Source organism: Sphingomonas sp. (genome assembly GCF_031372575.1).
In the GTDB taxonomy this organism is placed as follows: domain Bacteria; phylum Pseudomonadota; class Alphaproteobacteria; order Sphingomonadales; family Sphingomonadaceae; genus Sphingomicrobium.
In genome coordinates, this window is the sequence record NZ_JANMLM010000081.1 from 102,526 (window position 1) to 117,342 (window position 14,817).

Consider the following 14,817-nt stretch of genomic DNA (forward strand, 5'->3'; position numbering starts at 1 on the left):
GCTTCACCCGTCAAATCATTCGTCATTGCGAGGATGGCGGCAACGCGGCAATCTGTTCGCCGAAGGAGCATACGAATGCCGTCCGTCGAACATTGGCCCGAGCGATTGTGGATCGTCCGGCATGGCGAAAGCCAAGGCAACCTCGCGCGCGTCGCGGCCGAGGCGAGCGATGCCAAGATCATCAATCTCGACATTCGCGACGTCGACGTGCCGCTCTCCGCGCTCGGTCATATCCAGGCCAAGGCGGCCGGCGCATGGTTCGCCGCTTTGCCCGACGACCAGCGCCCCGAAGTCCTGCTCAGCTCGCCGTACCTCCGCGCGCGCCAGACCGCCGAGGCAATCTGCGCCGCTGGCGGTCTTGGCGGCGGTGCGCGCCCGACTCTGCTCGACGAGCGATTGCGCGAACGCGAGTTCGGTATCTTCGACGGGCTGACCCCGCTCGGCATCGCCGACAAATATCCCGAGGAAGCCGCGCACCGCGCCAAGCTCGGCAAGTTTTACCATCGCGCGCCCGGCGGCGAGAGCTGGGCCGACGTCATCCTGCGCCTGAGGTCGGTGCTCAACACCATCAATCTGCAATATGCCGGCAAGCGTGTGCTGGTCGTCGGTCATCAGGTGGTGGTGATGTGCCTGCGCTACATTCTCGAGGAATTGACCGAGGAGCAATTGATGGCGCTCAACAAACAGGGCGAATTATTGAATTGCGGCATTTCGGCGTTCGATTTCGATACCAGCGACCCGCGCTTCGGCCGCCCCAGGCTCGCCATCTGGAACCTCGCGGCGCCGATGGAACAGGCCGGCGCGACCAAGACCTCCGCCCCCGATGCGATGACCGGCTCGCGCTAAGCCTCGACCTAGTGGTCGTCGAGCTCGTCGCCTTCCAGTTTGACCACATGGATCACGTTGGTCGATCCGCTCTTGGCGAATGGCACCCCGGCCATGATCACCATCCGCTCGCCCGCGCCGACGACGTTGTGGCGCAAGGCCATGCGCTTGGCCTTGCCGACCATTTCCTCGAAATTATTGACGTCCTTGGTGTGGATCGCATGCACCCCCCACTGCAACCCCAATCGCCGCGCGACCTTCAGTGACGCAGTCATCACCATGATCGGCACCGGCGGCCGCTCGCGCGCGATGCGCCGCGCGGTCGATCCCGACGACGTATAACAGACCATCGCCTTGGCATCGATCAGCCGCGCGATCTGCGCCGCACTTTCGGACAAGGCATCGGCGGTCGTCGCCTCGGCCGGGGTCTCGGTGAAATGGATCCGCGCCGGATAGACCGGGTCGCTTTCCGCGCTGCGCCCGATGCGGTCCATCATCGCCACCGCTTCCAGCGGATATTGCCCCGCTGCCGATTCGGCCGATAGCATGATCGCATCCGCACCGTCATAGATTGCAGTCGCGACGTCGCTCACTTCAGCGCGGGTCGGGGTCGGCGAGATGATCATCGATTCAAGCATCTGCGTCGCGACCACCACCGGCTTGCCGCGCTGGCGGGCGGCGGCGACGATCCGGTTCTGCATCGGCGGCACGTCCTCGGGCGGGAGTTCGACACCCAGGTCGCCGCGCGCGACCATCACCGCGTCGGCCAAATCGATGATCGCGTCCAATTGGGTGATTGCGGCGGGCTTCTCGATCTTGGCCAGCAACGCCGCTTTGTCGCCGATCAATGCACGCGCTTCGGCCACATCCTCGGGCCGCTGAACGAAGCTCAGCGCGATCCAGTCGACACCCTGCTCCAGCGCGAACGCCAAATCACCGCGATCCTTCTTGGTCAGCGCCGGGATCGGCACCAGCACGTCGGGGACATTGACCCCCTTATTGTCCGACACCCGGCCGCCAACCTCGACCACGCAGGCGATCTTGTCGGCCTCGACCGCGACCACCCGCAGCCGCACCTTGCCGTCGTCGATCAACAGGCGATCGCCCTTGCTGACTGCGGCGAACAGTTCGGGATGCGGCAATTCGACCCGGTTCTCGTCGCCCGGCTTCTTGTCGCGGTCCATCACGAACATCTGGCCATTGCCGATCATCGCCTCGCCGCCGGCAAATTTGCCGACGCGCAGCTTTGGTCCCTGAAGATCGACCAGGATCGTCGTCGGCCGCTTGGTCTCGGCCTCCATCGCGCGGATGGTGGCGATCAACTTGGCTTTGTCGGCCTGCGTGCCGTGGCTCATGTTGATCCGGAACGCGTCGGCGCCGCAGTCGAACAGCCCGCGAATCATCTTTGGTGTGCTGCTTGCGGGACCAAGCGTGGCGAGGATGCGCACCTTGCGTGCGCGCGGATGAATGGTGGTCGTCACCAGCGCAGCCATAAAGGTTCGCGGGCTTCATTCAACCGGCTTGAGGCCGCCTGCCGCCTCGCCTAAGGCACCGCCAAACCAACTCAGGAATCGGAGCAATATCTATGGCCGAAGGCAATGTCGCGGCGGACCAGCTGCGGCTGTTCATCGAACGGATTGAACGTCTCGAAGAAGAGAAAAAGAGCATGGCCGACGATGTCCGCGATGTTTACGCCGAGGCCAAGTCGAACGGCTATGACACCAAGACGATGCGCAAGATTGTCGCGCTGCGCCGCATGGAAGCCCATGTCCGCCAGGAAGCGGACGCATTGCTCGACACCTATCGCAATGCCTTGGGTCTGGCATAAGGTCACACCATGGCAGGTCATTCCAAATATAAGAACATCATGTACCGCAAGGGCGCGCAGGATAAAAAGCGCTCGACCTTGTTTTCGAAACTATGCCGCGAAATCACCGTCGCGGCCAAGACCGGGCTGCCCGATCCGGACATGAACGCGCGCCTGCGCGCTGCCGTCATCGCCGCCAGGGCGCAGTCGGTGCCCAAGGACAATATCCAGCGCTCGATCGACAAGGCCTCGGCCAGCGACGCCGAAACCTATGAGGAAATCCGCTACGAGGGGTTCGGCCCCGGCGGCGTGTCGTTGATCGTCGAGGCGTTGACCGACAATCGCAACCGCACCGCGACCAACGTCCGCACCGCTTTCGCCAAGAACGGCGGCAATCTGGGCGCCTCGGGCAGTGTCAGCCACGCCTTCGACCGCGTCGGCCTGATCAACTACCCCGCCACCGTCGGCGACGCCGAGAAAGTGTTCGAAGCCGCATTGGATGCCGGCGCGGAGGACGTCAGTTCGTCCGACGACGGCCACGAAATCTGGACCGAGATCGGCAGCCTGCACGAAGTCGCCAAGGCGCTCGAAGCCGTCCTCGGCGAGGCCGAAGGTGCCAAGCTCGCGTGGCGGCCGCAAGTCATGATCGACGTCGGCGAAGGCGATGCCGGGACCTTGTTCAAGCTGGTCGACGCGCTCGACGATGACGACGACGTCCAGACCGTATGGGGCAATTACGACATCGCCGACGACATCCTCGAAAAGCTCGGTTGATGTGGGGCTGGCTGGCGATCAAGGCGCTCGTGTCCGGCCTGATCATTGCCGCCGTGTCCGAAATCGCCCGCCGTTATCCGACCACCGGCGCACTGATTGCCTCGCTGCCGCTCGTATCCGTGCTCGGCATGCTGTGGCTGTGGAACGACCAGCCCGACCGCGCCAACATGGCGGTCCATAGCGCCGCGACCTTCTGGTATGTGCTCCCCAGCCTGCCAATGTTCCTCGTCATCCCCGCCTTGCTCCGCGCCGGCCTCAACTTCCACTTGTCACTGTTACTCGGCTGCCTCCTCACCATCCTGCTCTACCTCGCCATGATCGCCCTCGCCCCACGCTTCGGCGTCAAGCTTTGACGATCATCCTCGGGCTTGATCCGGGGCTTGGTACCACCGGCTGGGGCCTGATCCGCGCCGAGGGCAATCGCCTCAGCCACCTCGCCAATGGCCAGCTCAAGACCAACCCGAAGGAGCCGCTCCCGGCGCGTCTCGCCCATCTCGCGACGATGCTCGAAGCATTGATTGCCGATCATTCGCCCGACACCGCCGCCGCGGAAGAAATATTCGTCAACAAGAACCCCCAGACCACGCTCAAGCTCGCCCAGGCGCGCGGCGCCTTGCTGATGATCGCCGCACGCTCGGGCATGACCGTCGGCGAATATGCCGCGCGGCTGGTCAAGAAGGCCGTCGTCGGTGTTGGCTCGGCCGAAAAAGTGCAGGTTCACGCGATGGTCCAGCGCCTGCTCCCCGGAGTCGCAATCGCCGGCCCCGACGCCGCCGATGCCCTCGCGGTTGCGATCACCCACGCCCACCACTTGGCGAGTGCGCAAAGCGGCCTTACTCCTCGCTGATTGTTTTGGAGTTTGATGGCAATGCGATTTCCTTTTCTGGCCAGTACGATGCTCGCGCTTGCCGCCTGCAGCGGCAGCGAATCGATTGAGCAATCCGAAAATGCGATCGACGTCTTCCACCAGCAGCTCAATCAGGGAGCCTTCGACACGATTTATGCCACTGCATCACCGAAATTCCGCGCAGTTGCCACCGGGCCTGACTTCACCAAGTTCATGACGGCGGTCCACACCAAGCTCGGCGCTTACGAACATGGGAAGAACGAGGGTTGGCGGGTGAATTACAACACCTCGGGCAACAACGTCGTTGTCCAATATAAGAGTCACTTCACCAAGGGTGATGCCGTTGAAACCTTCACGTTCGATATGGGCAAACCAAAGCCAAAGATGATTGGCTATAATATCAACTCGCCGACGCTCATCACCGGATGATTGCCCGCCTCACCGGAACGCTCGCCGAAACCACCGCCGACAGCGCGGTGCTCGATGTCGCGGGGGTCGGCTATCAGGTGCTCGCCTCCGCCCGCACGCTCGACGCGCTCGGCCCGATCGGCGGCACGGTGATGCTGCTCACCGAAATGCAGGTGCGCGAGGATAGCATGACTTTGTTCGCATTCGGCACCGCCGGCGAGCGCGAGAGCTTCCGCCACCTCACCAGCGTGCAAGGCGTCGGCGGCCGAGTCGCGCTCGCGATCCTGTCGGTACTCGACCCGGCCGAGCTCGCCGCTGCCGTATCGCGCGGCGACAAGGCCATGGTCGCGCGCGCCAATGGCGTCGGCCCCAAGCTCGCGATGCGGATCGTCAACGAGCTCGCCGGAAAACTCGGCAACCCCGCGCTCGCCGCCACCGCCGGAACCCCACTCGCCAAAGGCGGTGCCGCCCAGGATGCGCTTAGCGCGCTCGCCAACCTCGGCTTCAAACCCGCCGATGCCAGCGCCGCCGTCGCCGCCGCGCTTGCGGACCTCGGCGACGCAGCAACGCTCGACGCCCTCGTCAGGCGGGCGTTGCGCAAGGCGGCGAAGTGACTCTCCCCCGCCCCCTCGCCGCCGAAGCCGTCGGCTCGTTCTTCCTCTTCGCCGGGGTGATCGGCTCGGGCATCATGGCCGCCGCGCTTTCCAACGGAAATGACGGCGTCGCCTTGCTCGCCAACACCATCGCCACTGGGGCAATCCTGTTCGTGATGATCGCGCTGCTCGGTCCCATCTCGGGCGCGCATTTCAATCCGGCGGTGACGCTCGCCCTCGCCTTCCGCCGCCAAATCACGCCGGGCACAGCCCTCGCCTACATCCTCGCCCAGCTAACCGGCGGCCTGCTCGCGGTCCTAGCGGTCCATGCGATGTTCGATTTGCCATTGTTCCAAACCTCGGCCCACGCCCGCACCGGCCCTGGACAGTGGCTCGCGGAGGGGATCGCTACCTTCGGCCTGCTCTTCACCGTAATGGGCGTCGCCGGTCGCAAGCCCGCCGAGGCCGCAGCTGCAGTCGCTCTTTATATCGTCGCGGCTTACTGGTTCACCGCCTCGACCAGCTTCGCCAACCCCGCGATCACCATCGCCCGCAGCCTGTCGGACAGCTTTTCGGGCATTGCACCCGTCGACGTCCCGGCCTTCATCGTCGCCCAACTGATCGGCGCGGGCCTCGGCGCGTGGCTCGGCGGCCTGCTGTTTGCCAAATCACCCGACTAAGCGCCTACCCGCCCCACGCCTCGCGATAGACTCGCAGGAAATTGCCGCCGAATAATTTCTCCAGCCGCCCGACACTCCACCCGCGCGCTGCCAACACGCCGGCGAACCGCCGATAGCGGTCGATAGTGTTGAGGTCGTCGATCCACGGATAAATGCCGACCCCTTCGCCGGGCGAGGCGATCCCCAGCTTGATCCTTTGGGCGGTATAATCGTCGTTCCGTTTGCGCGCCTCTGGCGTCGTGCCCTGCGGAAGCACGCCATTGTCGGTGCCGATCCCGACATGATCCTCGCCCGCGACCCGTGCAACATGCTCGACATGCGCGACCACATCTTCCAGTCGCGCCGGGCTGCCGATGCGCAGGAACGGCATGAAATAGACCCCGACCACCCCGCCCTTGTCGGCCACGGCCTTGATCGTCGAATCGGCGGTATTGCGGGGATGGTCGGTCACTGCCCGCGCGCCGGTATGGCTGATGACCAACGGTCGCTTCGCCTGCGCTGCGCCTTCCGCCATCGTCCGCGCCCCGCCATGGCTCAGGTCGAGCAATAATTTCTCCGCCTCGACCCGCTCGATCGTCGCCCGGCCCAGCTTGGACAGACCGGCATTGGCCGGCTCGAGCGCCCCGTCACCACACAGATTGCGATTATTGTACGTCAGCTGGACCGACATCACGCCGTCCTTCTTGAGCTGCGCCACGCGATCCAGTTCGCCGCCGATCATGCAGCTGTCCTGGGTGCCGACCATCACCGCGAATTTCTTCTCGCGCTTGGCTTTCAGAATATCCGCCGCGCTCCGCACCAGCAGCAATCGGTCGGGGTTGGCACCAAGATAGGATGCATTTTCGTCCCGCGCTTTTTGATAATCGCCCCACGGGTCGGCGACATTGCCGACCGGAAAAACCGTGTCGCGTAGCATGGTCACGCCGGTCGCCATCGTCTCGGCAAAGGCGCGGTCGCTCATTCGGGTAATGCCCTCGCCGCCATAGGGATCGGCCACCCCGCCCAGCCCGTCGATGACGATGGCGCGGTCAAACCAGCCCGGTGCAGCCCCCCGGCGTTGCCCCATTGCTGGCCCCGTCGCCGCCAGCGCGGCCACCCCGCCCAGCATCGCCCGTCGTGAAATCTCCATTATCGTCTCCCCTTTCGGCCGATGTGCCGTTGATCGATGGCTACGACAAGTCGCTCGCCATGGCCGGACCTTTTTGCCACAAGCATCGCCGCATGAGCACCGACCCCGCCAGATTGACCACCCCCGAGCGCACCGCCGAGGATGCCGATTCGGCGTTGCGGCCAAAGTCGCTCGACGAATTCATCGGCCAGCAGGGCGCGCGCGAAAATCTCCGCATCTTCGTCAATGCAGCGAAAGCACGCGGCGAGGCGCTCGACCATGTATTGTTCTTCGGCCCGCCCGGGCTCGGCAAGACCACGCTCGCCGCGATCCTGGCGCGTGAAATGGGGGTCGGCTTCCGCGCCACCAGCGGGCCGGTCATCGCCAAGTCGGGCGATCTCGCCGCCTTGCTCACCAACCTCGAGGATGGCGACGTCTTGTTCATCGACGAGATCCACCGGCTCAATCCGGCAGTCGAGGAAATCCTTTACCCGGCGATGGAGGATCGCGCGCTCGACCTGATGATCGGCGAAGGCCCGTCCGCCCGATCGGTCCGCATCGATTTGCCCAAATTCACCCTCGTCGGCGCAACCACGCGTCAGGGCTTGCTCACCACCCCGCTCCGCGATCGCTTCGGCATTCCCATTCGCCTCAATTTCTATTCGGTCGAGGAACTTGAGCAAGTTGTCCGTCGCGCCGCGCGCCTGCTCAATGCCCCGGTGACCGAGGATGGTGCGAAGGAAGTCGCCAAGCGCAGTCGCGGCACCCCGCGCATCGCCGGTCGCCTGCTCCGCCGTGTGCGCGATTTCGCCCATGCCGCTGGCCACGACAGCATCGACGCCGCCTCGGCCGACCGCGCGCTCCACCGCCTCGAAATCGACCAGCTAGGCCTCGACTCGATGGACCGCCGTTACCTCATGATGATCGCGGATCTCTACGGCGGCGGCCCGGTCGGGATCGAAACCCTCGCCGCAGGACTCAGCGAGCCGCGCGACACATTGGAAGACGTGGTCGAACCCTATCTCATTCAGCTTGGCCTCATCGCCCGCACCGCACGCGGTCGCTGTCTCAACGGTCGCGGCTGGAGCCACCTCGGCCTCAACCCGCCCGCCGGCGCGCAGACCGGCCTGTTCGACACCGGAGATTCAGCCAAGTGATGCGTATCCTAGCTGCCGGGGCACTGCTTGCCGCGACCCCGCTCGCCGCCCAAACCCCAGCCCGTGTCGACTACGCAAAAGATAGCAACTGGCTGTGCCTCCCGGGCCGGGCCGACGTCTGCTCTGCCCCGCAATCGACGGTCGAGGTCACCCCGGCCGGCTATGGCGCGAAGACGGTTCCCACCTCCGCCAAGGCACCGCCGATCGACTGCTTCTACGTCTACCCCACCATCTCGCGCGACGCCGGCCTGTCGAGCGACCTCGTCATGAACGAGGAAAAGTCGGTCGCCGCCGCGCAACTCGCCCGTTTCGGCTCTGTCTGCCGCACCTTCGCCCCCAAATATCGCCAGATGACGGTCGGCGCGATTGTCGCTTTTTCGGCCGGACAGGATATCAGCGCTGCCGCCGCTTTGTCCTATGGGGATGTCGCGGCCGCTTTCCGCCAGTTCATTGCCACCCGCAGCACCAACCGCCCGTTCGTTCTCATCGGCCATAGTCAAGGCAGCCTCCACCTCATCCAGCTGATCGCCAACGAGATCGAAAAGAAACCCGATCTCGCCAGACGAATGAAGCTGGCCATCCTCCCCGGCTTCAACCTGCTCGTTCCGCAAGGCAAAGCAGTCGGCGGCAGCCTCAAGAAAATCCCGATCTGCACGGCGGCAGCGCAGCTCAACTGCGTCATCACATGGACCAGTTATCGCGAAAAGAATCCGCCCCCGCTCGGCGCCTTGTTCGGGATCGCCGACCAACCCGGCATGACCGTCGCCTGCGTCAATCCCGCCGCCCCAGGGGCGAAGGATTTGCGCAAGCTGGACTCCGTCTGGGAGGCGCGTCCGGGCTATGCCGTCGCCGGCGGCCCGATCGCCTGGTCGAGCGAGGGCCCCGCCCCAGCGCCATGGGTTCGCACCCCCGGCCTCGCCTCGGGACGCTGCATCGCCGAAGGCCAGCGCGGCTATTTTTCAGTCCACACCAATGCCGACCCAGCCGACAAGCGCACCGACCGCATCGGCGGCGAAGTGTCGGTGTTCGGCATGTTCATCCCCGGCTGGGGAATGCACCTCGCCGACATGAGCCTGGTCTTGGGTGATCTGGTGCGGCGTGTCGGGACGCTCAGTCGTCGGTGAGCCAGAATAATGTCTCGACCGGGCAATTGAGCGCGCGCGCCAGCTTGAGCGCAAGCAAGGCCGAGGGGATGAAGATGCCATTTTCGACCGTATTGACGGTCTTGCGCGTCACATCCACCGCCTCGGCCAGCGCGGCCTGCGTCAGCCCAAGCTCCGCGCGTTTGTCCTTCAACCGGTTGGCGAGCTTGTCAGGCATCGCGATATGCCCGGTGCTCGAGCATGGCGAAGCGGATGATGGCCGCCCCGATGGCGAGCGAGACGATAACGTGGATTGCCTCGCGCGCACTGACCGGCTCAAAGATCGACGCAAGGAACAATGTGACCGCGCTCAGGATCGCCATCACATACCCCCAGCCAAGCGCCGAGACGCGATGGGCTTGCGTCCCTTCATCATCGATCATGTCGCGAACCTCTTTGCGGTGCCACCAGAACCCCGTGGTCGTCAGCGCGGCAAGCAGGACTAGCGACAAAGCGACCCACGCACCGATCTCGACATAATCGAACGCGCTATCGGGGTCGGCCGGCGTCGCCGCGAAAAAGCTCGCTTGCTGGGTCAGGTAAAGCACCGCCAGAAATGGCAGCATCCTCGCCCGGCGGTGGCTCAGATGTTCGGCTTGTTCGGAAATCGTAAGTTCAATCATGTCATGCCCCTTTAGTAACCTTGAGGTGACAAGTAACGCCAAGGTTACATCGCTGTCAAGCGTCGGCTAGTCGCTGCGGGCTTGCCCCCCGACTCCGCCGACCGCTAAGGCGAATTCATGGCGGACCATCCCTTCGACCAACCCTATCGCGGCGGCTTCATTGGCCCCGAGCATCGCTTTGCGCTGACCGTCTATTTCGAGGATACGGACACCGCAGGGATCGTCTATTACGCCAATTATCTCAAATATATGGAGCGCGCGCGCTCGGATATGCTGCGTGCCGCCGGGATCGACCAGCGCGCCGCGATGGAGGCTGGCGAGGGCGTCTATGCGGTGGCCGAAGTCAATATCCGCTATCTCCGTCCCGCCCGCCTCGGCGACGATCTCGTCATCGTCTCGACCCTCGATGCTGTCCGCGCCGCGTCGGTGGTCATTCATCAGCAGGTCATGCGCGGGGCTGAACATCTGGCCGATGCCCGCGTCACCGCCGCCTTTTTAAGCCCCGACGACCGGCCCAAACGCCAGCCAAAAGCGTGGGTCGACCGTTTCAACCAGATTTGCGAGGGCCACAGCCTGAATGCCTGATTTCACCGCCTCGACCGATATGATGTCGCCACTGGCTTTGTTCCTCCACGCCGATGTGGTGGTGAAGTTCGTCATGCTCGGATTGCTTGCGGCGAGCGTCTGGACGTGGGCGATCATCTTCACCCATTCGCTTCGCCTGCGCCGCATCAACCGCGCCACCGAGAAATACGAGGCCGATTTCTGGGCGACCGACGATATCGACAGCTTCCACACCAGGCGCGGCACCGAGAAACTCCCCAGCGCGGCGATCCTCAATGCCGGGCTCGACGAGTGGCGCCGTTCGACCGCGAGCCGCACCATCGACCGATCGGGCACCCGCGAACGCCTCGCCACGCGGATGAACACCGCCATGGCGACCGAACACGACCAGCTTGGCGACCGTCTCAACATCCTCGCCACCGTCGGCTCGGTCGCGCCATTCGTCGGTCTGTTCGGCACCGTATGGGGGATCATGCGTAGCTTCACCGCCATTGCCGATGCGAACAGCACCAGCCTCGCGGTGGTTGCGCCGGGCATCGCTGAAGCCTTGTTCGCCACCGCGATCGGGCTGTTCGCCGCCATCCCCGCCGTTATCGCCTACAACCGCCTAACCCACGGCCTCGACCGATTGGAAGCCCGCCTCGGCCGCTTTGCCGACCGCTTCCACGCTACCTTGAGCCGCGAGCTCGAGGTCGAGGCTTAGGCGATGTCCGCGACCCTCCCCTCGCGCCGAAGAGGTCGCGGACGACGCGCGCCGATGAGCGAGATCAATGTCACCCCGATGGTCGACGTGATGCTGGTGCTGCTGATCATTTTCATGGTCACCGCGCCATTGCTCGTCGCCGGGGTGCCGGTCGACCTGCCCAAGAACCGCGCCCAACCGCTCGACCAGCAGGCCAAGCCAATCCAGGTTTCGATCGACGCGAACGGCGCAATCTTCATCGACGACACTGTGGTCACGTCAGCCGAACTTCCCGTGAAACTCGCCGAAATTGCCGCGCAGCCCGAACCCCCAGAAGGCCGCCGCATTTACCTGCGTGCTGACAAAAGCCTCGACTACGGGCAGGTCATGACCGTCATGGGCGAGCTCAACCGCGCCGGGCTCAACCGCGTTGCTTTGGTGTCGGTCGGTGGCGATACGCCGTGACCGCCGACCGCGCCGAATGGACCGGGGTTGGCGCTGCACTTGCCCTTCATATCGCCTTGATCGCGGCGCTGTCGATGAGCCTCGCTCATATCACGCAACCGCCCGAACCGCCGTCGATGGAGGTCGAACTGGTCGACGATGTCGCGCTTGAAGCGGCCGCGCCGACCCCGATTGCGTCCGCCGCGCCGCCGCCAAGTGCCGCGCCAGCACCCGAGCAGCCGCTGCCGCTGCAGGCCCCGCCGCCCGAGGCCATCGCCCCACCAACGCCGACTCCCGTTCAGCGCCCGCAAACCCCACGCCCAACCGCCACGCCCCAGCGCCCGACCACCACTCCGGCGCGCCCGGTCCAGCGCCCCGGCCTCGGCAAGGATTTCCTCAAAAGCTTCGACGATGACCTCGCGCCGCGTGCGGGGTCTGCTGCTGCCTCCGCCCCACGTTTCGACGCCAAAGCCCAAGCAAGCGTTGCGTCGTTGATTTCTCGCCAGATCGAACCCTGCGCCCGTCGCCAACGACACGTTGCCGATTCTGCAAAGTCGATGAGTGTGGTGCTGGGGCTTAGCTTCCTGCCGAATGGTCAACTGCGCGGTCGTCCGAATGTAGTTCGCGTAGACGGAATCAACGACGACAACGCCCAATTTCGTGAACTCGCCGTTGATCAAGCGATCGCCAGCTATCAGCAATGCTCCCCGCTTCGCCTTCCGACTGAACTATATTCCACGCCTCAAGGTGGCTGGAAAAACATTAGGATCATTTTTGATGTTCGATAGGAGATGGCAATGAGCAAATTAGCATTGGCCCTAGCGTGTACCATCTGTTTGTCGGCTGGCGTCCAATCCCAGACGACCGATGATCCGCCGCCGGTTGAAGTGCGCGTCGTGAGCGGCGGCGTGCAAGGCGCAACCACCATCGCCGTCCCCGCCATGCCCGCGGGCGAGGGTGGATCGGCGGGCCTTGGCCGCCAGATTGCCGAGGTCATCGCGTCCGACCTGCGATCGACCGGCGCGTTCACCCCGCTCGGCCCGAACGGCATTGGCGGCTACAGCGTCGCGCAGGCGACAGCCCCGGCGTACGGCGACTGGCGAAGCGCGGGCGCGACTGCGTTGGTCTCGGGCTATGTCGAGGGCCGCGCCGATGGCCGGGTGACCGTCGCCTGCCTGCTCCACGACGTCACTGCCGGCCGCCAATTGGTCAGCCAGGGCTTCACCGTCGCCGCCGCCGACTGGCGCCGCGCCGCGCATAAATGCGCCGACACCGTCTATGCCCGGCTGTCGGGCGAAGGCGCCTATCTCGACACGCGGATTGTCTATGTCTCCGAAAGCGGCCCCAAGACCAACCGAACCAAACGCATCGCGTTGATGGATTCGGATGGCTCGAACCTGCGCTATCTCACGCTCGGCAAGTCGACCGTCACCACCCCGCGCTTCAGCCCCGATGGCCGCTTATTGGTCTACACTGGCACCCTTGCCCGCAAGCCGCGCGTGTTCGTCATCGACGTCGCCTCGGGCCGCGAGCGATTGCTCGTTCCCGGCGGCGTGATCACCTTTGCCCCGCGCTTTTCGCCCGATGGCCGTCGGATCGTGTTTTCGCTCGCGCAAGGCGGCAATACCGACATCTTCGTCGTCGGCGCCGATGGCGGCACGCCCCAGCGCCTGACGAGCGCGCCAGGGGTCGACACCTCGCCCAGTTTCTCGCCCGATGGTCGCCGCATCGTGTTCGAAAGCGACCGCGGCGGCACCCAGCAGCTTTACGTGATGAATGCCGACGGTTCTGGCCAGCGGCGGATCAGCTTCGGCGGCGGGCGATCGGCCTCGCCGGTATGGAGCCCCAAGGGCGACCTGATCGCCTTCACCCGCATCGGCGCGGGCTTCCGTATTGGTTTAATGAGCGCCTCGGGCGGCGGCGAGCGATTGCTGACCGACGCGTGGCAGGACGAAGGGCCGAGCTGGGCGCCCAATGGTCAGTTCGTCTTGTTCCATCGCACCGCGCAAGGCAGCGGCAATGCGACGCTCTACGCCGTGCCGATCACCGGCGGGCCGCCGCGCCGGATGCCGACCCCGCAAGGCGGTTCGGACCCCAGCTGGTCACCGCTCAACAACTAATTTTCATTGATCCGACAGGAGAAAACAGATGCGTAAATCACTCACTCTCGGCGTTGCGTTGCTCGCGCTGACCCTCGCCGGATGCGGTCGCAAGGCCCCGCCGGCTGCCGAGCTTCCGCCAACCACCGAAGTCCCCGCCGACGTCAACGGCGCAGTGGCCGGCGATGTCGAACTCACCGAGCTTCCGGCGATGCAGGCCGATCTGATCGCCAAGGCGGGCTCGGACACGGTCTATTTCGGGACCGACGAATATCAGCTCGATCCGCAATCGCAGGCGACGCTCGCGGCGCAGGCCAAGTGGATGCTCGCCAATCCGCGCGTCCGCGCCTCGATCGAAGGCCATGCCGACGAGCGCGGCACCCGCGAATATAACATGGCGCTGGGCGAGAAACGGGCCAATGCGACCCGCGATTATCTGGTGTCCCAAGGGGTGCCGACAGCGCGGCTGCTGGTCACCAGCTGGGGCAAGGAACGCCCGGTCGCGACCGGATCGGACGAAAGCGCCTGGGCCCAGAACCGGCGAGCAGTTACCGTGGTAGTACGCTAGGCGTTACGCGGCATAACGCTGGGTCGTCGAACCGATCCAGGCTCTTGCCTGGCGCTGTGCCTCGGCAATCTCCCGCGCCGACATTTCGACCGATATTTCGGCGCGGCACTGTTGCGATCGCGTATCGCCCGACAGCGCGCCGAGGTTGAACCATTTATGCGCTTCGATCAGGTCGACGGTCATGCCGCCGCGCCCGGTCGAATAGGTCACGCCCAATTCGAACAACGCCTCGACGTCGCCCCGCGCCGCATCGGCTAACCGACTCCGAACCAGGAACTCCGCGCCTTTTTGACTAATCGCCATCTCTTCACCCCTTTTACTTCGTTGAGGGCAAGGTCGGCCTGTGATCCCTATGAAATGGTTAACGCCGCAAACACCGGTTCAGCTGACTGTGTCCATTTCGCGACACTATCCCTTTAGAGCATGTAAGCAACTATGCTACAGAGCGGCATGGATTTGCGAGTCGTCAAATTAAAGCGTTTTTGTCGCTTTTGTG

The 14,817-nt window shown here is 64.5% G+C and carries 21 protein-coding genes; 16 read left to right on the forward strand and 5 right to left on the reverse strand.

What is annotated here, in order from left to right:
• The first annotated feature begins 75 nt into the window (after window positions 1-75).
• Entirely contained in the window at window positions 76-846 is a 771-nt protein-coding gene (locus tag RMN73_RS08380; RefSeq protein ID WP_309602865.1) for a histidine phosphatase family protein, read from the forward strand.
• An 8-nt stretch (window positions 847-854) separates the two neighbouring features.
• Here the strand turns inward: RMN73_RS08380 and pyk are convergent, their stop codons facing one another.
• Window positions 855-2,306: a pyruvate kinase gene (pyk, locus tag RMN73_RS08385; RefSeq protein WP_309602866.1), complete on the reverse strand. Its 1,452-nt coding sequence runs from the start codon at window positions 2,304-2,306 to the stop codon at window positions 855-857.
• 104 nt (window positions 2,307-2,410) lie between these two features.
• On the opposite strand from pyk, the gene RMN73_RS08390 reads away from it, so the two are divergent.
• Genes RMN73_RS08390 through RMN73_RS08420 form a run of 7 tightly spaced genes read left to right on the forward strand, consistent with a single transcriptional unit; the run spans window position 2,411 to window position 5,934 of the window.
• On the forward strand, window positions 2,411-2,653 hold the full coding sequence (locus RMN73_RS08390) for a DUF2312 domain-containing protein (RefSeq protein WP_309602867.1): 243 nt from the start codon (window positions 2,411-2,413) through the stop codon (window positions 2,651-2,653).
• Window positions 2,654-2,662: 9 nt separating this feature from the next.
• The gene (locus RMN73_RS08395) at window positions 2,663-3,406 is read left to right on the forward strand and encodes a YebC/PmpR family DNA-binding transcriptional regulator (protein WP_309602868.1); all 744 of its coding nucleotides are present in this window, start codon (window positions 2,663-2,665) and stop codon (window positions 3,404-3,406) included.
• Window positions 3,406-3,759, forward strand: a complete 354-nt coding sequence (locus tag RMN73_RS08400) for a DUF3147 family protein (protein WP_309602869.1) — start codon at window positions 3,406-3,408, stop codon at window positions 3,757-3,759. The genes RMN73_RS08395 and RMN73_RS08400 overlap by 1 nt, the downstream gene beginning before the upstream one ends.
• Complete coding sequence (gene ruvC, locus RMN73_RS08405) at window positions 3,756-4,253, forward strand: crossover junction endodeoxyribonuclease RuvC (protein ID WP_309602870.1); 498 nt, start codon at window positions 3,756-3,758, stop codon at window positions 4,251-4,253. The genes RMN73_RS08400 and ruvC overlap by 4 nt, the downstream gene beginning before the upstream one ends.
• Window positions 4,254-4,274: 21 nt before the next feature.
• Window positions 4,275-4,682, forward strand: a complete 408-nt coding sequence (locus RMN73_RS08410; protein ID WP_309602871.1) for a hypothetical protein — start codon at window positions 4,275-4,277, stop codon at window positions 4,680-4,682.
• Window positions 4,679-5,275: a Holliday junction branch migration protein RuvA gene (gene ruvA / locus RMN73_RS08415; protein WP_309602872.1), complete on the forward strand. Its 597-nt coding sequence runs from the start codon at window positions 4,679-4,681 to the stop codon at window positions 5,273-5,275. Before RMN73_RS08410 ends, ruvA begins: the two co-directional genes overlap by 4 nt.
• A complete protein-coding gene (locus tag RMN73_RS08420; protein WP_309602873.1) occupies window positions 5,272-5,934 on the forward strand; it encodes an MIP/aquaporin family protein in 663 nt (220 codons plus the stop codon). Before ruvA ends, RMN73_RS08420 begins: the two co-directional genes overlap by 4 nt.
• Window positions 5,935-5,938: 4 nt before the next feature.
• Here the strand turns inward: RMN73_RS08420 and RMN73_RS08425 are convergent, their stop codons facing one another.
• Window positions 5,939-7,063 carry a membrane dipeptidase gene (locus tag RMN73_RS08425; RefSeq protein WP_309602874.1) on the reverse strand — a complete coding sequence of 375 codons (1,125 nt, stop codon included), beginning with the start codon at window positions 7,061-7,063 and terminating at the stop codon, window positions 5,939-5,941.
• A gap of 92 nt (window positions 7,064-7,155) precedes the next feature.
• Here RMN73_RS08425 and ruvB point away from each other — a divergent pair, with 92 nt between their 5' ends.
• Entirely contained in the window at window positions 7,156-8,199 is a 1,044-nt protein-coding gene (gene ruvB / locus RMN73_RS08430; protein ID WP_309602875.1) for a Holliday junction branch migration DNA helicase RuvB, read from the forward strand.
• Window positions 8,199-9,323 (forward strand): DUF3089 domain-containing protein, encoded by a 1,125-nt coding sequence (locus RMN73_RS08435; RefSeq protein ID WP_309602876.1) that lies wholly within the window; start codon window positions 8,199-8,201, stop codon window positions 9,321-9,323. The genes ruvB and RMN73_RS08435 overlap by 1 nt, the downstream gene beginning before the upstream one ends.
• On the opposite strand, the gene RMN73_RS08440 is transcribed toward RMN73_RS08435, so the two are convergent.
• Window positions 9,310-9,519: a helix-turn-helix domain-containing protein gene (locus RMN73_RS08440; protein ID WP_309602877.1), complete on the reverse strand. Its 210-nt coding sequence runs from the start codon at window positions 9,517-9,519 to the stop codon at window positions 9,310-9,312. The genes RMN73_RS08435 and RMN73_RS08440 overlap by 14 nt on opposite strands.
• Entirely contained in the window at window positions 9,512-9,964 is a 453-nt protein-coding gene (locus tag RMN73_RS08445; RefSeq protein WP_309602878.1) for a hypothetical protein, read from the reverse strand. Before RMN73_RS08445 ends, RMN73_RS08440 begins: the two co-directional genes overlap by 8 nt.
• Window positions 9,965-10,081: 117 nt before the next feature.
• On the opposite strand from RMN73_RS08445, the gene RMN73_RS08450 reads away from it, so the two are divergent.
• Genes RMN73_RS08450 through pal form a run of 6 tightly spaced genes read left to right on the forward strand, consistent with a single transcriptional unit; the run spans window position 10,082 to window position 14,321 of the window.
• A complete protein-coding gene (locus RMN73_RS08450; protein WP_309602879.1) occupies window positions 10,082-10,549 on the forward strand; it encodes a YbgC/FadM family acyl-CoA thioesterase in 468 nt (155 codons plus the stop codon).
• Complete coding sequence (tolQ, locus tag RMN73_RS08455) at window positions 10,542-11,231, forward strand: protein TolQ (protein ID WP_309602880.1); 690 nt, start codon at window positions 10,542-10,544, stop codon at window positions 11,229-11,231. The genes RMN73_RS08450 and tolQ overlap by 8 nt, the downstream gene beginning before the upstream one ends.
• 3 nt (window positions 11,232-11,234) lie before the next feature.
• On the forward strand, window positions 11,235-11,675 hold the full coding sequence (gene tolR, locus RMN73_RS08460) for a protein TolR (protein WP_309602881.1): 441 nt from the start codon (window positions 11,235-11,237) through the stop codon (window positions 11,673-11,675).
• A 56-nt stretch (window positions 11,676-11,731) separates the two neighbouring features.
• Window positions 11,732-12,442 carry a hypothetical protein gene (locus RMN73_RS08465; RefSeq protein ID WP_309602882.1) on the forward strand — a complete coding sequence of 237 codons (711 nt, stop codon included), beginning with the start codon at window positions 11,732-11,734 and terminating at the stop codon, window positions 12,440-12,442.
• A 9-nt stretch (window positions 12,443-12,451) separates the two neighbouring features.
• Window positions 12,452-13,774 (forward strand): Tol-Pal system beta propeller repeat protein TolB, encoded by a 1,323-nt coding sequence (gene tolB / locus RMN73_RS08470; protein WP_405051553.1) that lies wholly within the window; start codon window positions 12,452-12,454, stop codon window positions 13,772-13,774.
• A gap of 28 nt (window positions 13,775-13,802) precedes the next feature.
• Window positions 13,803-14,321, forward strand: a complete 519-nt coding sequence (gene pal, locus RMN73_RS08475; protein ID WP_309602884.1) for a peptidoglycan-associated lipoprotein Pal — start codon at window positions 13,803-13,805, stop codon at window positions 14,319-14,321.
• Between the two features lie 3 nt (window positions 14,322-14,324).
• Here the strand turns inward: pal and RMN73_RS08480 are convergent, their stop codons facing one another.
• Window positions 14,325-14,624 (reverse strand): SEL1-like repeat protein, encoded by a 300-nt coding sequence (locus tag RMN73_RS08480; protein WP_309602885.1) that lies wholly within the window; start codon window positions 14,622-14,624, stop codon window positions 14,325-14,327.
• Window positions 14,625-14,817 lie beyond the last annotated feature (193 nt).

Coding starts and splice junctions, on each gene's coding strand:
- RMN73_RS08380 (WP_309602865.1), top strand. CDS start 76: ATGCCGTCCGTCGAACATTGGCCCGAGCGATTGTGGATCGTCCGGCAT.
- RMN73_RS08390 (WP_309602867.1), top strand. CDS start 2,411: ATGGCCGAAGGCAATGTCGCGGCGGACCAGCTGCGGCTGTTCATCGAA.
- RMN73_RS08395 (WP_309602868.1), top strand. CDS start 2,663: ATGGCAGGTCATTCCAAATATAAGAACATCATGTACCGCAAGGGCGCG.
- RMN73_RS08400 (WP_309602869.1), top strand. CDS start 3,406: ATGTGGGGCTGGCTGGCGATCAAGGCGCTCGTGTCCGGCCTGATCATT.
- RMN73_RS08410 (WP_309602871.1), top strand. CDS start 4,275: ATGCGATTTCCTTTTCTGGCCAGTACGATGCTCGCGCTTGCCGCCTGC.
- ruvA (WP_309602872.1), top strand. CDS start 4,679: ATGATTGCCCGCCTCACCGGAACGCTCGCCGAAACCACCGCCGACAGC.
- RMN73_RS08425 (WP_309602874.1), bottom strand. CDS start 7,063: ATGGAGATTTCACGACGGGCGATGCTGGGCGGGGTGGCCGCGCTGGCG.
- ruvB (WP_309602875.1), top strand. CDS start 7,156: ATGAGCACCGACCCCGCCAGATTGACCACCCCCGAGCGCACCGCCGAG.
- RMN73_RS08435 (WP_309602876.1), top strand. CDS start 8,199: ATGCGTATCCTAGCTGCCGGGGCACTGCTTGCCGCGACCCCGCTCGCC.
- RMN73_RS08440 (WP_309602877.1), bottom strand. CDS start 9,519: ATGCCTGACAAGCTCGCCAACCGGTTGAAGGACAAACGCGCGGAGCTT.
- RMN73_RS08445 (WP_309602878.1), bottom strand. CDS start 9,964: ATGATTGAACTTACGATTTCCGAACAAGCCGAACATCTGAGCCACCGC.
- RMN73_RS08450 (WP_309602879.1), top strand. CDS start 10,082: ATGGCGGACCATCCCTTCGACCAACCCTATCGCGGCGGCTTCATTGGC.
- tolQ (WP_309602880.1), top strand. CDS start 10,542: ATGCCTGATTTCACCGCCTCGACCGATATGATGTCGCCACTGGCTTTG.
- tolR (WP_309602881.1), top strand. CDS start 11,235: ATGTCCGCGACCCTCCCCTCGCGCCGAAGAGGTCGCGGACGACGCGCG.
- tolB (WP_405051553.1), top strand. CDS start 12,452: ATGAGCAAATTAGCATTGGCCCTAGCGTGTACCATCTGTTTGTCGGCT.
- pal (WP_309602884.1), top strand. CDS start 13,803: ATGCGTAAATCACTCACTCTCGGCGTTGCGTTGCTCGCGCTGACCCTC.
- RMN73_RS08480 (WP_309602885.1), bottom strand. CDS start 14,624: ATGGCGATTAGTCAAAAAGGCGCGGAGTTCCTGGTTCGGAGTCGGTTA.